This window comes from Pelagibacterium flavum, assembly GCF_025854335.1.
Classification (GTDB): domain Bacteria; phylum Pseudomonadota; class Alphaproteobacteria; order Rhizobiales; family Devosiaceae; genus Pelagibacterium; species Pelagibacterium flavum.
Genome location: NZ_CP107716.1, coordinates 3,537,451 through 3,552,181, shown reverse-complemented (window position 1 = coordinate 3,552,181; position 14,731 = coordinate 3,537,451). Strand labels below are relative to the sequence as shown.

At 62.1% G+C, this 14,731-nt stretch carries 14 protein-coding genes; 8 read left to right on the top strand and 6 right to left on the bottom strand.

The features are described 5' to 3' along the window. Window positions 1-70 precede the first annotated feature (70 nt). The 5 genes from OF122_RS17805 to OF122_RS17785 are packed head-to-tail and all read left to right on the top strand — an operon-like array spanning window position 71 to window position 5,472. Window positions 71-946 carry a BadF/BadG/BcrA/BcrD ATPase family protein gene (locus OF122_RS17805; RefSeq protein ID WP_264225519.1) on the top strand — a complete coding sequence of 292 codons (876 nt, stop codon included), beginning with the start codon at window positions 71-73 and terminating at the stop codon, window positions 944-946. Between the two features lie 24 nt (window positions 947-970). Further along, window positions 971-2,452 carry a glucose-6-phosphate dehydrogenase gene (gene zwf / locus OF122_RS17800; protein ID WP_264225518.1) on the top strand — a complete coding sequence of 494 codons (1,482 nt, stop codon included), beginning with the start codon at window positions 971-973 and terminating at the stop codon, window positions 2,450-2,452. Window positions 2,453-2,470: 18 nt separating this feature from the next. Then, the gene (pgl, locus tag OF122_RS17795; protein WP_264225517.1) at window positions 2,471-3,169 is read left to right on the top strand and encodes a 6-phosphogluconolactonase; all 699 of its coding nucleotides are present in this window, start codon (window positions 2,471-2,473) and stop codon (window positions 3,167-3,169) included. Window positions 3,170-3,220: 51 nt separating this feature from the next. Further along, window positions 3,221-5,035 (top strand): phosphogluconate dehydratase, encoded by a 1,815-nt coding sequence (gene edd, locus OF122_RS17790; protein ID WP_264225516.1) that lies wholly within the window; start codon window positions 3,221-3,223, stop codon window positions 5,033-5,035. Then, complete coding sequence (locus OF122_RS17785; RefSeq protein WP_264225515.1) at window positions 5,035-5,472, top strand: GNAT family N-acetyltransferase; 438 nt, start codon at window positions 5,035-5,037, stop codon at window positions 5,470-5,472. The genes edd and OF122_RS17785 overlap by 1 nt, the downstream gene beginning before the upstream one ends. Window positions 5,473-5,506: 34 nt before the next feature. On the opposite strand, the gene OF122_RS17780 is transcribed toward OF122_RS17785, so the two are convergent. The 3 genes from OF122_RS17780 to OF122_RS17770 all read right to left on the bottom strand — a co-directional run bounded on the left by OF122_RS17780 (window position 5,507) and on the right by OF122_RS17770 (window position 9,088). Next, complete coding sequence (locus tag OF122_RS17780; RefSeq protein WP_264225514.1) at window positions 5,507-7,507, bottom strand: BCCT family transporter; 2,001 nt, start codon at window positions 7,505-7,507, stop codon at window positions 5,507-5,509. Between the two features lie 121 nt (window positions 7,508-7,628). Further along, window positions 7,629-8,366, bottom strand: a complete 738-nt coding sequence (locus OF122_RS17775; RefSeq protein WP_264225513.1) for a DnaJ domain-containing protein — start codon at window positions 8,364-8,366, stop codon at window positions 7,629-7,631. Further along, entirely contained in the window at window positions 8,363-9,088 is a 726-nt protein-coding gene (locus tag OF122_RS17770) for a VWA domain-containing protein (protein ID WP_264225512.1), read from the bottom strand. The genes OF122_RS17775 and OF122_RS17770 overlap by 4 nt, the downstream gene beginning before the upstream one ends. Window positions 9,089-9,225: 137 nt before the next feature. Between OF122_RS17770 and OF122_RS17765 the strand changes: the two genes are divergently transcribed. From OF122_RS17765 to OF122_RS17755, 3 genes are read left to right on the top strand one after another with little or no spacing between them, the layout of a single operon-like run. Next, complete coding sequence (locus OF122_RS17765) at window positions 9,226-10,719, top strand: sensor histidine kinase (protein ID WP_264225511.1); 1,494 nt, start codon at window positions 9,226-9,228, stop codon at window positions 10,717-10,719. 2 nt (window positions 10,720-10,721) lie between these two features. Continuing rightward, a complete protein-coding gene (locus OF122_RS17760) occupies window positions 10,722-11,165 on the top strand; it encodes a response regulator (protein ID WP_264225510.1) in 444 nt (147 codons plus the stop codon). Window positions 11,166-11,170: 5 nt separating this feature from the next. Further along, window positions 11,171-12,208 (top strand): histidine kinase dimerization/phosphoacceptor domain -containing protein, encoded by a 1,038-nt coding sequence (locus OF122_RS17755; protein WP_264225509.1) that lies wholly within the window; start codon window positions 11,171-11,173, stop codon window positions 12,206-12,208. 59 nt (window positions 12,209-12,267) lie between these two features. Here the strand turns inward: OF122_RS17755 and OF122_RS17750 are convergent, their stop codons facing one another. The 3 genes from OF122_RS17750 to OF122_RS17740 all read right to left on the bottom strand — a co-directional run bounded on the left by OF122_RS17750 (window position 12,268) and on the right by OF122_RS17740 (window position 14,727). Further along, window positions 12,268-12,759, bottom strand: coding sequence for an SRPBCC domain-containing protein (locus tag OF122_RS17750; RefSeq protein WP_264225508.1), 492 nt, complete (start codon window positions 12,757-12,759; stop codon window positions 12,268-12,270). A gap of 16 nt (window positions 12,760-12,775) precedes the next feature. Continuing rightward, window positions 12,776-13,123 (bottom strand): ArsR/SmtB family transcription factor, encoded by a 348-nt coding sequence (locus OF122_RS17745; protein WP_264225507.1) that lies wholly within the window; start codon window positions 13,121-13,123, stop codon window positions 12,776-12,778. A 107-nt stretch (window positions 13,124-13,230) separates the two neighbouring features. Continuing rightward, on the bottom strand, window positions 13,231-14,727 hold the full coding sequence (locus OF122_RS17740) for a coiled-coil domain-containing protein (RefSeq protein WP_264225506.1): 1,497 nt from the start codon (window positions 14,725-14,727) through the stop codon (window positions 13,231-13,233). Window positions 14,728-14,731 lie beyond the last annotated feature (4 nt).

Genomic DNA, 14,731 nt, shown 5'->3' with positions numbered 1-14,731 from the left:
CCTCATAATACTTTCGTCCTATGCGCAAGCGCAGTATGGTCCGCCGCGAAAACGGGGAGCTGATCCGATCGTGCCAAAATACTTCCTCGGCGTTGATGGCGGCGGCACCAATTGCCGCATCCGCCTCGCCGATGCCAACCTTGAAACCCTCGCCGAAGCGCGTGGCGGGCGGTCCAATCTCCAGCTCGAAGGCGGCGATCCGGCCTATGCCTCCATTCAGGAAGGCACAAGGCAGGTGTTTGCCCTGGCCGGGCTCGATTATGGGGAAACCGCAAACACCGAGGCGTGCTTTGGCATGGCCGGCGCACGGCTGCCCTCGGCGCGCGAGGCTTTCGCGCTGCGCCCGTGGCCCTTCGCCCATGTCACCGTCTATGACGATATCGACATCGCCCGCGCCGGCGCCCATGAGGGCGAGGATGGCGCGGTCATTATTGTCGGAACCGGCTCGGCGGGCATGGCGCTGGTCGAAGGCCAGCGTTTTCAGGTCGGCGGCTGGGGTTTTCACATCGGCGATCAGATGTCGGGTGCCATTTTGGGGCGCGAACTTGTGCGCTACACGGTCGAGGCCCATGACGGTTTGGTCGCAACCTCGCCGCTCACCGAGGCTGTCCTCGCCGAACTGGGCGGCGATCTCAATGCGGTGATGGCCTGGAGTTTCGACAGGCGCCAGCCCGCCGATTATGGCGCGCTGATGCCGCTTTTCATCGAATATTTCGAAAAAGGCGATCCGGTCGCCGCCGAGCTGATGGAAATCGAGCTTGGCTATATCGATCGCTATGTGTCTTACTTCAAATCCTGTGGTGCAGACAGACTGGCCATTGTCGGCGGCTTTGGCCAGAGGCTTATGCCTTTGCTCGAAATCCGCTATGGCGATTACGTCTCTCTGCCCCGCGCCGAACCTTTGCATGGCGCTGTGATCCTGGCCCGCCAGAACGCCGCCCGCTAATTTGTTAATGACGGAGGCCCGTCCTTGTCCGCACGCATTATTCCGGTCCAGCCATTCGATTATGTGGTGTTCGGTGCCACTGGTGATCTGACCCGGCGCAAGCTGATCCCCGCGCTCTATCATCGCTTTGCCGATGGCCAGTTCGATGAGCGCTCGCGCATCATCGGCGTGTCGCGTTCGGAACTCTCCGATGCCGATTTCCAGAAATTCGCCCGCGAGGCGGTCACTGAATTTGTTGAAAAGGTCGATCAGCACAAGGATGTGATCGCCCGATTCATCTCGTGCTTTTCCTATATCGCCAACGATGTGACCGACAAGGACGGCTGGGCCGATCTCGAAAAGGCCCTGCGCACAGAACCCGAGATCGAGCGCGCCTTCTATCTCGCGGTGGCTCCCTCCCTGTTCGGACCCATCTGCGATTATCTCGACAACAAGGGCTATTGGCGCCGCGATGCCCGCGTCGTGGTCGAAAAGCCCCTGGGGCACGACCTCGAATCCTCGATGGAAATCAACGATGCGATATCCGAGGTCTTCGCCGAAGATCAGGTTTACCGCATCGATCACTATCTCGGTAAGGAAACCGTCCAGAACCTTCTGGCCCTGCGCTTCGGCAATATCCTGTTCGAGCCCATCTGGGACGCCGCCCATATCGACCACGTCCAGATCACGGTAGCCGAGGATGTCGGCGCGGGCACGCGCGGCTATTACGACGATTCCGGCGCCCTGCGCGATATGGTGCAAAACCATATGATGCAGCTTTTGTGCCTCGTCGCCATGGAGCCTCCGGCGTCTGACGATGCCAATGCCCTGCGCGACGAAAAGCTTAAGGTCCTGCGCTCGCTAAAGCCCATCACCGGCGACAATGTCTCCAAGTTTACCGTGCGCGGTCAATACAAGGGCGGCGCGGTCAATGGCGGTTCGGTCACCTCCTATCAGGACGAATTGCCCGAGGACAAGAAGGGCTCGAAAACCGAAACCTTTGTTGCGATCAAGGCCGAGGTGGAGAACTGGCGCTGGTCCGGCGTGCCCTTTTATCTGCGCACCGGCAAGCGTCTGCCCTCGCGTGTTTCGGAAATCGTCATTCAGTTCCGCGCCATCCCCCATTCCATATTCGATCATGCCGAAGGCGCGCCAAGGCCCAACAAGCTTGTCCTGCGCCTGCAGCCCGACGAGGGCGTGAAGCTGTTTTTGATGATCAAGGATCCCGGTCCCGGCGGTATGCGCCTGCGCGAGGTGCCGCTCAATCTGTCCTTTGCCGAAACCTTTTCCGAACGCACCCCCGAAGCCTATGAGCGGCTTTTGATGGATGTTATTCGCGGCAATCAGACCCTGTTCATGCGCCGCGACGAGCTTGAGGCCGCATGGCGCTGGATCGACCCGATCCGTCAGGCCTGGGACAATGCGTCAGATGCCCCCCAGACCTACACTGCGGGAACATGGGGGCCGACTGCCTCGGTCGCGCTGATCGAGCGCGACGGCCGCACCTGGCACGAAGGCGATGCCTGAAACATCTGGGAGACCGCGATGACCATTGAGCGCAACGTCTTTTCGACAAAGGACCGGCTGGCCGAAACCCTTGCCGATGCAATTGCCGAAAACCTCAATGCCGGGCTCGATGAACGCGGCACGGCTTCGCTTGCCGTTTCCGGCGGCTCGACCCCCAAACGCTTCTTCGAAGTGCTCGGAGCGCGCCAGGACGTCGATTGGGAAAATGTGGCGATCACCCTTGTCGACGAGCGCTGGGTGGACGAAAATTCCGAACGCTCGAACGCGCGGCTGGTAAAGGAACATCTTCTGGCCGGTCCCGCCGCCGTCGCTGCCTTTGTCCCGCTTTACGCCGGGACGCCCGAGCCCGACGCGGCGGGGATCGCAAAGGCCAACGCCGCTCTCGATTGCCTGCCCATGCCCTTCGATGCCGTGGTCCTCGGCATGGGCAATGACGGCCACACCGCCTCGTTCTTTCCCGGCGGCGACACGCTTCAGGACGCGCTCAATGCCGATGGCCCGCTCATCGCCATCAATGCCCCCGGCGCGGGCGAACCGCGCGTCACCTTCACACTGCCCCGTCTGCTGGCCACGCGCGCCCTCTATCTCCACATCGAAGGCGATGAAAAAGCCCAGGTGCTCGACAAGGCGCTTCAGACCGGCCCGGTCGAATCCATGCCGGTGCGCGCCGTCCTTTCACAAAACCATATTCCCGTTTCCCTCTTCTGGTGTCCCTGAGGCCCAACCAGACCCAGGGTCACCTCCTTCATCCTCGCTAAGGAGGCGACCATGACCGTAAAAACCACAATCAAGGACGTGACCGACGCCATCGCGCGGCGCTCGGAAGCCTCGCGCCGCACCTATCTCGACCGGCTCGACAAGGCGCGCGCCCAGGGCGTTTACCGCTCGGCGCTTTCGTGCGGCAATCTCGCCCACGGCTTTGCAGCATGCGGTCCCTCCGACAAGGCTCAGCTGGCTGGCGACCAGGCGCTCAATCTGGGCATCATCACCTCCTACAATGACATGCTATCGGCCCATCAGCCCTATGAGACCTACCCTGCCATCATCCGCGAGGCAGCGCGCGAGGCCGGTGGTGTTGCCCAGGTCGCGGGTGGCGTGCCCGCCATGTGCGATGGCGTGACCCAGGGCCAGCTCGGCATGGATCTTTCGCTGTTTTCCCGCGATGTGATTGCCATGGCCGCTGCCGTCGGCCTGTCCCACAACATGTTCGATGCCGCGGTTTTCCTTGGCATTTGTGACAAGATCGTCCCCGGCCTCGTCATCTCGGCTCTGACCTTCGGGCATCTGCCCGCGGTGTTCATCCCCGCCGGTCCGATGACCACCGGCCTGCCCAACGATGAAAAGGCGCGCGTTCGTCAGCTCTATATGGAAGGCAAGGTCGGGCGCGACGAGCTGCTCGAAGCCGAATCCAAATCCTATCACGGTCCCGGCACCTGCACCTTTTACGGCACCGCCAATTCCAATCAGATGCTCATGGAAATCATGGGCCTGCACCTGCCCGGCGCCAGCTTCGTCAATCCGGGCACCCCGCTGCGCGATGCGCTGACCAAAGCCGCCACCAAACGGGCGCTGGCCATTACCGCGCAGGGCAATGAATATACTCCCGCCGGTCACGTCATTGACGAAAAATCCATAGTCAACGGCCTGGTCGGCCTGCTCGCCACGGGCGGCTCGACCAATCACACAATGCACCTTGTTGCCATGGCCAACGCGGCGGGTTTGAAGATCACTTGGGAAGACATGTCTGTCCTCTCCGACGTCGTTCCGCTTCTGGCGCGCGTCTATCCCAACGGTCTGGCCGACGTGAACCATTTCCATGCGGCCGGCGGCATGGGGTTCCTCATCCGCGAACTGCGCGACGCGGGCTATCTCCATGACGATGTGACCACCGTCTGGGGCAAGGGGCTCGACGCCTACACCAAAGAGCCGCGCTATATCGAAGAAGAGCTGACTTTTGAGCCGGCACCTGCCCAGAGCGGCAACCCCAAGGTGCTGACCGTGGCCAGCGAGCCCTTCGCCAAGTCCGGCGGGTTGAAACTGCTCTCGGGCAATCTGGGCAAATCGGTCATCAAGATCTCCGCCGTCAAGGCCGAAAACCGACTCGTCCAGGCGCCAGCGCGGGTCTTTCACTCCCAGCAGGGCCTGCAGGACGCCTTCAAGGCCGGCGAATTGACCTCCGATTTTATCGCCGTTATCCGCTTTCAGGGCCCCAAGGCCATCGGCATGCCCGAATTGCACAAGCTCACGCCAGTGCTCGGCATTCTGCAGGATCGGGGCATCAAGGTGGCGCTGGTCACCGACGGGCGCATGTCGGGCGCTTCGGGCAAGGTGCCCGCCGCCATCCACATGACCCCCGAGGCCGCCGATGGCGGACCCATCTCCAGGGTGAGGGATGGCGATCTGCTGCGCCTCGATGCCGAAACCGGAACGCTTGACTACCTGGGCGATGCCGAGGAGTTTGCGGCCCGCCCGGCGGCCACCGAGGATTTGACGGACCAGCATTACGGCATGGGCCGCGAATTGTTCGCCGGGTTCCGGCAACTCGTGGGCACAGCCGATCGCGGCGCGAGCGTTTTCGCCTGATGGCGCAACACGACTTCACGCTGCTCGCCGTCCCGGTCTTCTCGCCGCTGTGCAATCTCGGCTTTGCCCTGCGGCGGGAGGTGTTCGTGATCGAGCAAAACGTGCCGCAAGAGCTCGAGCACGATGCCGACGACATGACGGCCGCCCACATCGTGGGCATCTTCGATGGCGCGGTCGTTGCGGCCGCCCGCATCCTGTTCAAGCCCGAGCATGCCAAGATCGGCCGTGTGGCGATCGCGGCGTCCCATCGCGGAAAAGGGCTCGGCGCCCGGCTCATCGAGTTTGCGGTGCAGGTGGCGGGCGAAAACGGTCAGCCGCGCTGCTATCTTGAAAGCCAGTCCGACAAGACGGGCTTTTACGCCCGTCTCGGGTTCGTCGCCTTTGGCGACCAGTTCATGGACGCCGGCATTCCTCATCTGAAAATGAAGAACTACTGAACGGTCGGGGAGGGCTTGCCCTCCCCGAACTGCCTTAGCTTGTCTCGACGCTGTGCTCGGGGGCTGCGCTCACGAGCTGGGACGCCGGCATCTGGACCAGCGCCAGGTAGCGCTCGAACTGGACCAGCACGTCCGCTATGAGCTGCTCGCGCGTCATCCCCATCACATCATAGCCTTTCGAACCATCCGAGAAATAGGTCCGCGCCTCGTGGCGCACTTCGGGCCGGCTGGCCTCAAAGGCCGTGAACGCCGCCAGAGGCTGTTCGGCGCTCTGCAGGCCGTAAACGAAGTTGCGCATCGCCTCGGACGGTGCCACCAGCGCGATGGTCCCGGCCGCCTCGTCCTCTTCCAGATGCGCCTCCCAACCGCGCTTGGCCAATTCGTCCCGCACCTGTTCGAGCGCCGCCTTGGCGTCGCCGCCGATGAAGGCCTTGACCTCCCTGAGCGTTGGCGCCTTGAGCATCAGGGCCAGCCGCCTTTGCCAGGTCAGCCCCGAGGCAGGATGGGCCGGTCCGGAATGGGGTGAGGCCGCTTGCGCGTCCTGCTGGGCAAGGTCGGCCCGCATGCCGACATAAAGGGACCACACCAGCGCAAGCATCACGAATGTGAAGGGCAGGGCGCTTGCGATGGTCGCCGATTGCAGCGCACCGAGCCCGCCTGCCAGCAATAGCCCGGCCGCCACAACGCCCTCCATGACGCACCAGAAGATGCGCTGCGCGGTTGAGGTTTCCGTCTCCCCGCCGGCCGCGATGGTGTCCACGACCAGCGAACCCGAATCCGAGGAGGTGATGAAAAACACCGCAACGAGAATGACTGCCAGCGTCGAGGTGACCGCCGGGAGCGGCAGGTAGGTAAAGAACTGGAACAGCCCCACCGCCACGTCGTTGGCCACCGCCGCGCCCAGTTCTCCGGCCGCCACCCCGGTGTCGATAAACATCGCCGTATTGCCGAACACCGTCATCCAGAAAAAGGTGAAGCCGGCCGGGATGAACAGCACCGCGACGATGAATTCGCGCACCGTGCGCCCGCGCGAAATGCGCGCGATGAACATGCCAACGAACGGCGACCACGAAATCCACCAGGCCCAGTAGAACAGCGTCCAGCCATCGACCCAGGGCGTGGGCTCATAGGCATAGATGTTGAAGGTCCGCAACAGCAGCGTATCGAGATAGAGCCCGATATTCTGAACGAAATCGCGGAAAAGATCCGCCGTCGGCCCCACGATCAGCACGAACACCATGAGCAGAACGGCCACGACCAGATTGGTTTCCGAAAGGATGCGCACGCCTTTGTCGAGCCCCGTGACCACCGAGACGGTTGCCAGCGTCGTGATGATCGCGATCAGCGGCACCTGCACCTGCGGTCCGATCGGCAGGCCGACCAGATAGTTGAGCCCGGCATTGATCTGGTTGACCCCGAGCCCCAGCGAGGTGGCGATTCCAAACATCGTGCCCACAATGGCGAAGATGTCGACAGCGTGCCCGATCGGTCCGTTGATCCGGCTCCTGAGCAGTGGGTAAAGCCCGGACCGTATGGTCAGGGGCAGGTTGTAGCGATAGCCGAAATAGGCCAGCGACAGCCCCACCACGGCATAGATCGCCCAGGCATGGATGCCCCAGTGAAAAAACGTCACCGCCATCGATTCGCGCATTGCCGCGATACTGCCCGGCTCGGCGGTCGGCGGAGCGTAAAAATGGGTCATCGGTTCGCCGACGGCATAAAACATCAGCCCGATTCCCATGCCGGCCGCAAACAGCATCGCTATCCAGGAGAGATATTTGAAGTCCGGCGTCGCATCGTCGGGTCCCAGCTTGAGCGATCCGAAGCGCCCCAGCGAAAACAGCAGCACCGCCGCGAGGAAAATGCCCACCGACAGCAGGTACAGCCAGCCGAAATTGCCAAGAATACCGGCCTGCAATGCGGAAAAGATATCGGCTGCCTGATCGGGCACCACGACCCCGATCAAAAGGAAGACGGCAATAATGATTATGGCGCCGAAAAAGACCGGTGGATTGATGACGAAACCCGAAAACATGAACCCCACTCATTTCTTGTTCAGGCCACCAGACAACAGCGGCCCGGGGCGATCAAACTGAGCAAAGTCTATCAGTGCGTGGCGGTGTTACAACCGCCTGTGGAAAACAACGCGTTTTCCCTCACGGCTTGCGCGAGGCGGTCTCCTTGAGCAGCAAATCCTTGGCCTGGTTGATCTTGGCGGCCAGAAACGCCGATCCGCCCGTGTCGGGGTGGACCTTTTTCATCAGTTTGCGATGTGCCGCCTTGATCGCCTCGGCACTGGCTCCCGGTTCCAGCCCGAGCACCTCATAGGCTTCCTCCAGCCCGCTGACGCCGGGCGCCGTGTGGGAGGCCTCGGCTTCCTCATCGCCGGTTTCCATTCCGAACTCACTGGCGAAATAGTCGCGCCAACCGGCGCGATTGGCGTCCAGCCAGCTTTTGTAAAGTGCCAGCGAGTCCGGATCATCGCCCACTTCATCATAGAGCGCCCAGCACTCTTCCGCTGAAAGGTCGGCCAATTCGCGTCCGGCAAAATGCCCCGCCCGCACAGTGCCCGAAACCGACCCCGTTTCGTGTTCGAGTTTCATGTCGAGATAGGCCGAAGAAACGCTCGAGACATTGTTCGGGCTCGACAGGCCGGCCCCGAAATCGATCGGCCCCAGCCGTCCGCGCATCAAGACGCCCAGCCCGCCCGCCGCCATGAAACTGGCCAAGAGCATTTGCCCACGCAGGCCAAGCAACGCCGCGCCTGCGACAAGTCCGCCCCCCACAACCCAGCGCAACGTGCGCACCAATTGCCGGATCTCGCCCTGCACAAAAAGTGAATAGAGATAGAGCGCGATCAGCGCCACGGCGCCGACAAGCAGCAACCAGATCATGAAAGCTGTTCGAGGAGCAGTTTCGCCGTCCCGCCCTGCTGGAGTTTGAGCGCCGCTCGTCCGCCGCTGGCATAGGCGGCCACTGCCCGCAGCAAGGCGGCCAGTTCCGCCGCCGCGCCGGCGTTGAACCGCGCATAGGCGCCCTTGGTCAGCCGCGCGAATTCCTTGAAGGCCGTTTGCGCCATCGGGTCGTGTCCTTCCTGAAACAGGAACATCGGACAGCCCAAGAGCCCCAGCTCGCCCGCCTTCTGGGCCAGCTTGTCGATATCTTCTTCCATGGCGTCGCCCACATAGACGACGGCATTGATCTTTTTCTTGTTGTGCTCGGCTCGGGCGTGGGCGAACACCTTGGAAATCTGGGTGTGCCCGCCGCGGCAATCGATGCCGGTCATAAGGCCCGCCAGCGCCCGCGCGTCGGAAACCCAGCGCGAAGCCCGGCATTCCCCAAAGCCGCGGAAATAGATCAACTGGACATCGAGCCCGCCTGTCTTGGCCACGGTTTCAAACATTTCGCCCTGCAACTGGCAGGCCAGATCCCAGGTGGGCTGGCGGCTCATTGTGGCGTCCATGGCAAACAGCAGGCGACCGCGTTCATCCGCATTCGTCGTCCTCGCAGCACTCATGGCGCCCACTTTGGCAACGAAATCGGCGACCTCCGCATGCGATGCGCGATCGGCGGTCGGAGGGGTATTGGGAGCTTTCGTCGGTGTCTTTTCGGCCACGTCCTCTCCTTTCCCTCCGAATATGGGCCGCGGCGCCGTGCCCTGCAAGGTCGGGTCGGCCGCGCCGCTTGTCTTCGGTTCAATTTTCCGGCAAAAGTTCAACTCGATACTACGACGGCCGGACCTCATCACCAAAAATGCCAATATCGTCAAAGGGCTTTGCCCGGTCCAGCCTTGCGCTGATCATAGTTGGCCTTTTGGCGCTGATAGGCATTGTCGGCACCGCAATCTGGCTGGTCGAACGCAACGGTGCCCATTTCGACGAAGTGGCCGAGGCCCGCGGTGCGCGCATTGCGGCGGTCGATTTGCGCAATTTGCTCCAGAGTGCCCAGTCGAGCCAGCGCGGCTATCTGCTCACGCTCGATGAACGCTACCTCGAGCCTTATCGCGACGTCGTCGATCGCATAATGCCCGCTTACGATCTGCTCAATCAACTGCTTGTGCCCTATCTGGCGGCCGAGCAGCCCATGATCCAGATGCGCACCGATATCGAAAACAAGCTGGCCGAGCTCGACAGGACGCTCGATCTGGCCCGGCAGGGCAATCTGCAAGGCGCGTTGGACCTGGTGCGGACCGATCAGGGCGAAATCATCATGGAGCGGATCACAACACTCCTCGACGCGATCGTCAGCGCGGCCGACGAGCGAACCTTCAATGGCGTTGTCGAACAGCGTGGTGCCGTGGGCGCGCTGCGCATCATCGCCATTATCGGCGCACTGGTCATCATCGGGGTTGTCGGTGGCGCCGCCTGGCTGGTCCTGCGCTACACGCGCGAAATCGATACGGCTCGCGCCGAGGTCGAAATCCTCAACCGCGACCTGGAGGCCCGGGTCGGCGAGCGCACACGCGACCTCATGCGCGCCAACGAGGAAGTGCAGCGTTTCGCCTATATAGTGACCCATGATTTGCGCTCGCCGCTCGTCAACATCATGGGCTTTACCTCCGAGCTCGAGGCTTCCCTTGGCCCCATCAACGCACTCGTTGACAGCCATTCCGGCGATCCCGAGGATCCGGTTCTCCTCGAAGCGCGCCGGACTGCGACCGAAGACCTTCCCGAGGCCATAGGGTTCATCCGCTCTTCGACAAAGAAGATGGATGGCCTGATCAACGCCATTCTCAAGATTTCACGGGAGGGTCGGCGCAAGCTCAAGGCCGAGCGGATCGATCTCGAAGAGCTTGTGGAATCCGCTGTATCGGCCGTGCGCCATCAGGTCACCGAATCCGACGGCGAGATAATTATCGAGGTTTCCAGCCCACCGGTGTTTTCCGACCGCCTGGCGCTGGAACAGATTTTGGGCAACCTTCTCGACAATGCCATAAAGTACCGGCATCCAGAGCGCCCCATAGCGATTACCGTTAATGGTCGGCAGGAACGCGACGGCCGTATCGTTATCGATGTGATCGACAATGGCCGTGGAATTTCCGCCCAGGATCATGACCGCGTGTTTGAGCTGTTCCGGCGATCGGGCAACCAGAATGTCCCCGGAGAGGGTATCGGGCTCGCCCATGTGCGGATAATGGCCCGCAATCTTGGCGGGGACATCCAGTTGCAATCGAACCCTGAGCAGGGAACCACGTTTACCGTTACAATCGCGCCTGATCTGCGCGCCATCGCAAAAAGCAAGGATTGATCATGACCGAGGCAAAACCAGTCACCATTCTTATGATCGAGGATGATGATGGGCACGCGCGCCTGATCGAAAAGAACATCCGTCGCGCCGGGGTCAACAATGAGATCATCCCCTTCGTCAACGGTACCGATGCGCTGGCCTATCTGTTTGGCGAGGATGGCAGCGGCGTCGTGAGCACCCATCGTCACTATCTGATCCTGCTCGATCTCAACCTGCCCGACATGACCGGGGTTTCAATTCTCGAAAAGGTCAAGGCAAACCCCCATACAAAGCGCACGCCTGTCGTTGTGCTCACCACCACCGATGACGAGCGCGAGATTCAGCGCTGCTATGATCTTGGTGCCAATGTCTACATCACCAAGCCGGTGGACTATGACGGATTTGCCAACGCCATCCGCCAGCTGGGCATGTTCTTTTCCGTCATGCAGGTTCCGGAGACCGCGTAAGGCAAATGCCCAACAGACCCGCCAAAATTCTCTATGTTGATGACGATCCCGCCCTCGGGCGGCTGGTCCAGAAGGTGCTGGGCCGACAAGGTCGCGAGATCATCCATGTCACCTGTGCCGAACAAGGCTTTGAACGGCTTGGTGGGGGCGACATCGATGTCCTCGTTCTCGATCACTATCTGGCCGACGGCACCGGGCTGAGCATGCTTGAGGAGGTGGCGGCAGGTGAGGAATCCCCACCGGTCGTCTATGTGACCGGATCGACCGAAGCGGCAATTGCCGTCTCCGCGCTCAAGGCCGGTGCGGCCGATTACGTCCTCAAGACCGTGGGCGAGGATTTTCTCGAGCTTTTGAGCAATGCTGTCGAACAGGCCATTCTGACCTCGCGCCTGCGCAAGGCGCGTGAGCAGGCCGAGCGCGAACTGCGCGCCGCCAAGGAGCGCGCCGAACTGGCTCTGGCCGAAGTCAACCATCGCGTCGCCAATTCGTTGGCGTTGGTTGCTGCGCTTGTCAGGCTCCAGGCGGCCGCTGTTGCCGACCCGGCGGCAAAGGAAGCGCTCGCCGAAACCCAGGGGCGCATCTCGGCAATTGCCGGTATCCACAAGCGACTCTACACCACCGATGACGTTCGCTTTGTCGAGATCGATGCCTATCTGGGCAATCTGGCCAACGAAATACAGATCTCAATGAGTCTCGACGGCGCCGCCGCAGACATCAAGCTCGTCGCCGAAGCCATCCGCATTCCCACCGACAAGGCGGTTTCGGTCGGCGTTATCGTCAATGAGCTGGTCACCAACGCCGCCAAATATGCCTATCGGGATCGCGAGCCCGGCGAAATCCGCGTCAAAGCCAGCCAGATCGAGCCCGGTACGTGTGAGATCATCGTCGAGGACGATGGGGTAGGGTGGACCGGCGAGGGCAAAATTCATGGCACCGGCGTGGGGTCTCGCGTCATTGCCGCAACGGCGACGGGGCTTGGCGCGACGCTTGCCTATGACGAGGTGCCGCAAGGCACCCGTGCCCGCCTGCAGATCGAAATCTGATTCGCGGGCGGCAACAATGGCTTGAAGCGACGTCGGTCGTTTCCATGCGGCTGTTTGGGTTACTGCCCCAGTTCCCGAACATAATTTGCGAACTGCTCGATCTGTTCGCGCGCGCCGCTTTCCATGCCCGAGGCGACAACGGCATCGCGGCTCGCAAAATCGTCGAAATGGGACGTGCCGATATAGCGGGTCGTCTCGCCCATATCTTCAAAGCGCTGGGTCTCGCGTCCTTCCTTGCCCTTGGTTGAAGCGAACGGGCTCTCAAATCCGAAAGTGTTCACATAGCCTTCCGGCGCATCGATCTCGACGAACCGGCCAAAAAAGGTGACCTTGCCGGCATCCCGCACGTCCTGCACATAGCGCCAGCTCCCGCCTGGCCTGAAATCATGTTCGATGATCTCCACCGGTCCGATGGACCGTGGCCCCCACCACCGCGCGACGTGTTCGCGTTCGGTATAGGCCTTCCAGACCAGCGCACGGGGCGCCTTGAAGGTGCGGGTGAAGGTAATGATTGGCTTGTCGGCCGGAAGGTCGATGACTGTGTCGCTCATTGGACTGTTCCCTGGCTTACTGTTTTGAATCGGGGTCGCCGCGCTGAAGCTCGGCAAGGTAGGTTTCGAACTGGTCGAGATTGTCGTCCCAGAACTTCCGGTAGGCATCGAGCCAGCCCTGAAGGTCTTTCAGCGGGCTCGCCACCAGCGTGCAGTAGCTGAACTGCGCGTCCTTCTTGCGCCCGATCAGCCCGGCGTTCTCGAGCACCTTGATGTGCTTGGAGACGGCAGCCAGGCTCATCTCGTGCGGCTCGGCCAATTCCCCCACGCTCGCCTGGCCCAATGAGAGCCGGGCCAGAATGTCGCGGCGTGTGGGATCGGCGAGGGCGCCGAAGATCTGGCTGAGAGGGTCGCTGGCGGGCATTGTATTCAACCGTTTAGTTGTAAACTAATTAGTTGAATACAAGCGGAACCCAAGCCTGTCAAGCGCTCGCTTGCAGGGCCCTTCCCTCCCGGACCGCTATGAAGAGATCAGAAACCGCCGCCGGTCTTGAATCCGCCGCCCTTGAAACCGCCACCGGTCTTGAATCCGCCGCCGCCAAAGCCGCCGCTGCGGGGGCGCGAGAAGCCGCCCCAATTGCCGCCCGAAGGCGGCCGTGGCGAAAAGCCGCCCGGCGGCACCGAAAACCCGCCTTTCGATCTTTTCGACCGGGGCCGCGAAGTGGGAACGATCGGGCCCGATGTGCCGGTCCAGTCCTGGGACTCCCGCCACTGGCCCCAATAGGCCGCCGCGGTCATCCCGCCCTTGAGAAATTCGGTCAAAAGATCGCCCACCAGCTTGTCATTGCCGAACCGGGACCGGGGGTCGTCATAGCGCGATTTCTTGAACTCGAACTCTATGTCCTCGAGCTCGCGCCTGCGCGCCTCGAGCACCTTGAGCCGGCTGCGTTCATCGTCGAGCTCGAGCTGCTCTTCGGCAATGCGCCGCCGCGTCTCCTCGAGCCGCACCACGATCGCGTCGTCCTCCTCGGTGCGGGTGGCCCGCGCTTCGGTCAGAAGCTTCTCGATGCCCGTGGCGCTGATCGCCTCGGCCAGCATGTCCACGGCCTTGGCGAAGGCCGGGTCGCCCCCGTCGGCAATCTGCTTTTGCTTTTCCGTCAGGTTCTCGCGCTCGTCCTCGATAGCCAGCAATTCCGCATCGATGGCCTCAACCCGCGCCTGTGCCGCCTCCAGCGCCGCACGTGCCTTCGCGCCACCGGCCGCATCCAGCGCCGCCGTCTCGCGCGCCCGAACCTTCTCGTCGAGCGCGTCAGCATCGGCGGCCAGTTTCTCGGCATGCTCGCGCAGGCGCTCGGGTATGGCGATCAGCATTGCATAATTGGGCCGCGCATCGGCAAAGCCCACCAGCCGCGCCACCCACTCGTCGAGCATGCGCGTTATGTTGCCGGCCTTGTAGGCACCAGTGCCGTATCCGCGATCCCACAGATAGGAAAACAGCGGATCGTCGCGATAGGGCTTGCCCTTTTCTTCACGGTCCGCCTCGGCCATATCGGCCTTGCGATCGGCTTCATTGGCGACCTTTTCGGTCTCGGCCCGCTCTGCAACCAGCGCCCCATAGGCCGCGTCATTGGCCAGCGCCGCCTTGACGGGTTCGTCCAGGGCGTCGATTTCGGCCTGCCATTTCTGCGTATTTTCGAGCAGGTCCTGCCGCTCGGTGCTCAGCTTGGCAAGTTCTGTCTCCTTGCCCGCCAGCACCTTTTCCATGTCGGCCATCGCGGCGGCATGGCTCTTGAGCATCTCGCGCGCCCGGCTCTCGGCCTGGCTCAGCGTTCCGGTCAATTCGGCCCGCACCTGGGGCGAAAGCCGCACGGTGGCCAGCGCCCGCAATTGCCCCAATTCGGTCTCGCGCAGCTTGCCGACGCGCTCATTGGCCCGCGCGATGCGCTTTGTGATGTCGTCTTCCTCGCGCCTTATGTCGCGCAGCGCATCATCGAGCGCCCGCATGGCCTGAGGTCCGCTTACACTCATTGCA

Bases quoted from the DNA above. Each gene is read 5' to 3' on its own strand.
- pgl (WP_264225517.1), top strand. From the start codon at position 2,471: ATGACCATTGAGCGCAACGTCTTTTCGACAAAGGACCGGCTGGCCGAA.
- edd (WP_264225516.1), top strand. From the start codon at position 3,221: ATGACCGTAAAAACCACAATCAAGGACGTGACCGACGCCATCGCGCGG.
- OF122_RS17785 (WP_264225515.1), top strand. From the start codon at position 5,035: ATGGCGCAACACGACTTCACGCTGCTCGCCGTCCCGGTCTTCTCGCCG.
- OF122_RS17780 (WP_264225514.1), bottom strand. From the start codon at position 7,507: ATGTTTTCGGGTTTCGTCATCAATCCACCGGTCTTTTTCGGCGCCATA.
- OF122_RS17775 (WP_264225513.1), bottom strand. From the start codon at position 8,366: ATGATCTGGTTGCTGCTTGTCGGCGCCGTGGCGCTGATCGCGCTCTAT.
- OF122_RS17765 (WP_264225511.1), top strand. From the start codon at position 9,226: ATGCCAATATCGTCAAAGGGCTTTGCCCGGTCCAGCCTTGCGCTGATC.
- OF122_RS17760 (WP_264225510.1), top strand. From the start codon at position 10,722: ATGACCGAGGCAAAACCAGTCACCATTCTTATGATCGAGGATGATGAT.
- OF122_RS17755 (WP_264225509.1), top strand. From the start codon at position 11,171: ATGCCCAACAGACCCGCCAAAATTCTCTATGTTGATGACGATCCCGCC.
- OF122_RS17750 (WP_264225508.1), bottom strand. From the start codon at position 12,759: ATGAGCGACACAGTCATCGACCTTCCGGCCGACAAGCCAATCATTACC.
- OF122_RS17745 (WP_264225507.1), bottom strand. From the start codon at position 13,123: ATGCCCGCCAGCGACCCTCTCAGCCAGATCTTCGGCGCCCTCGCCGAT.
- OF122_RS17740 (WP_264225506.1), bottom strand. From the start codon at position 14,727: ATGAGTGTAAGCGGACCTCAGGCCATGCGGGCGCTCGATGATGCGCTG.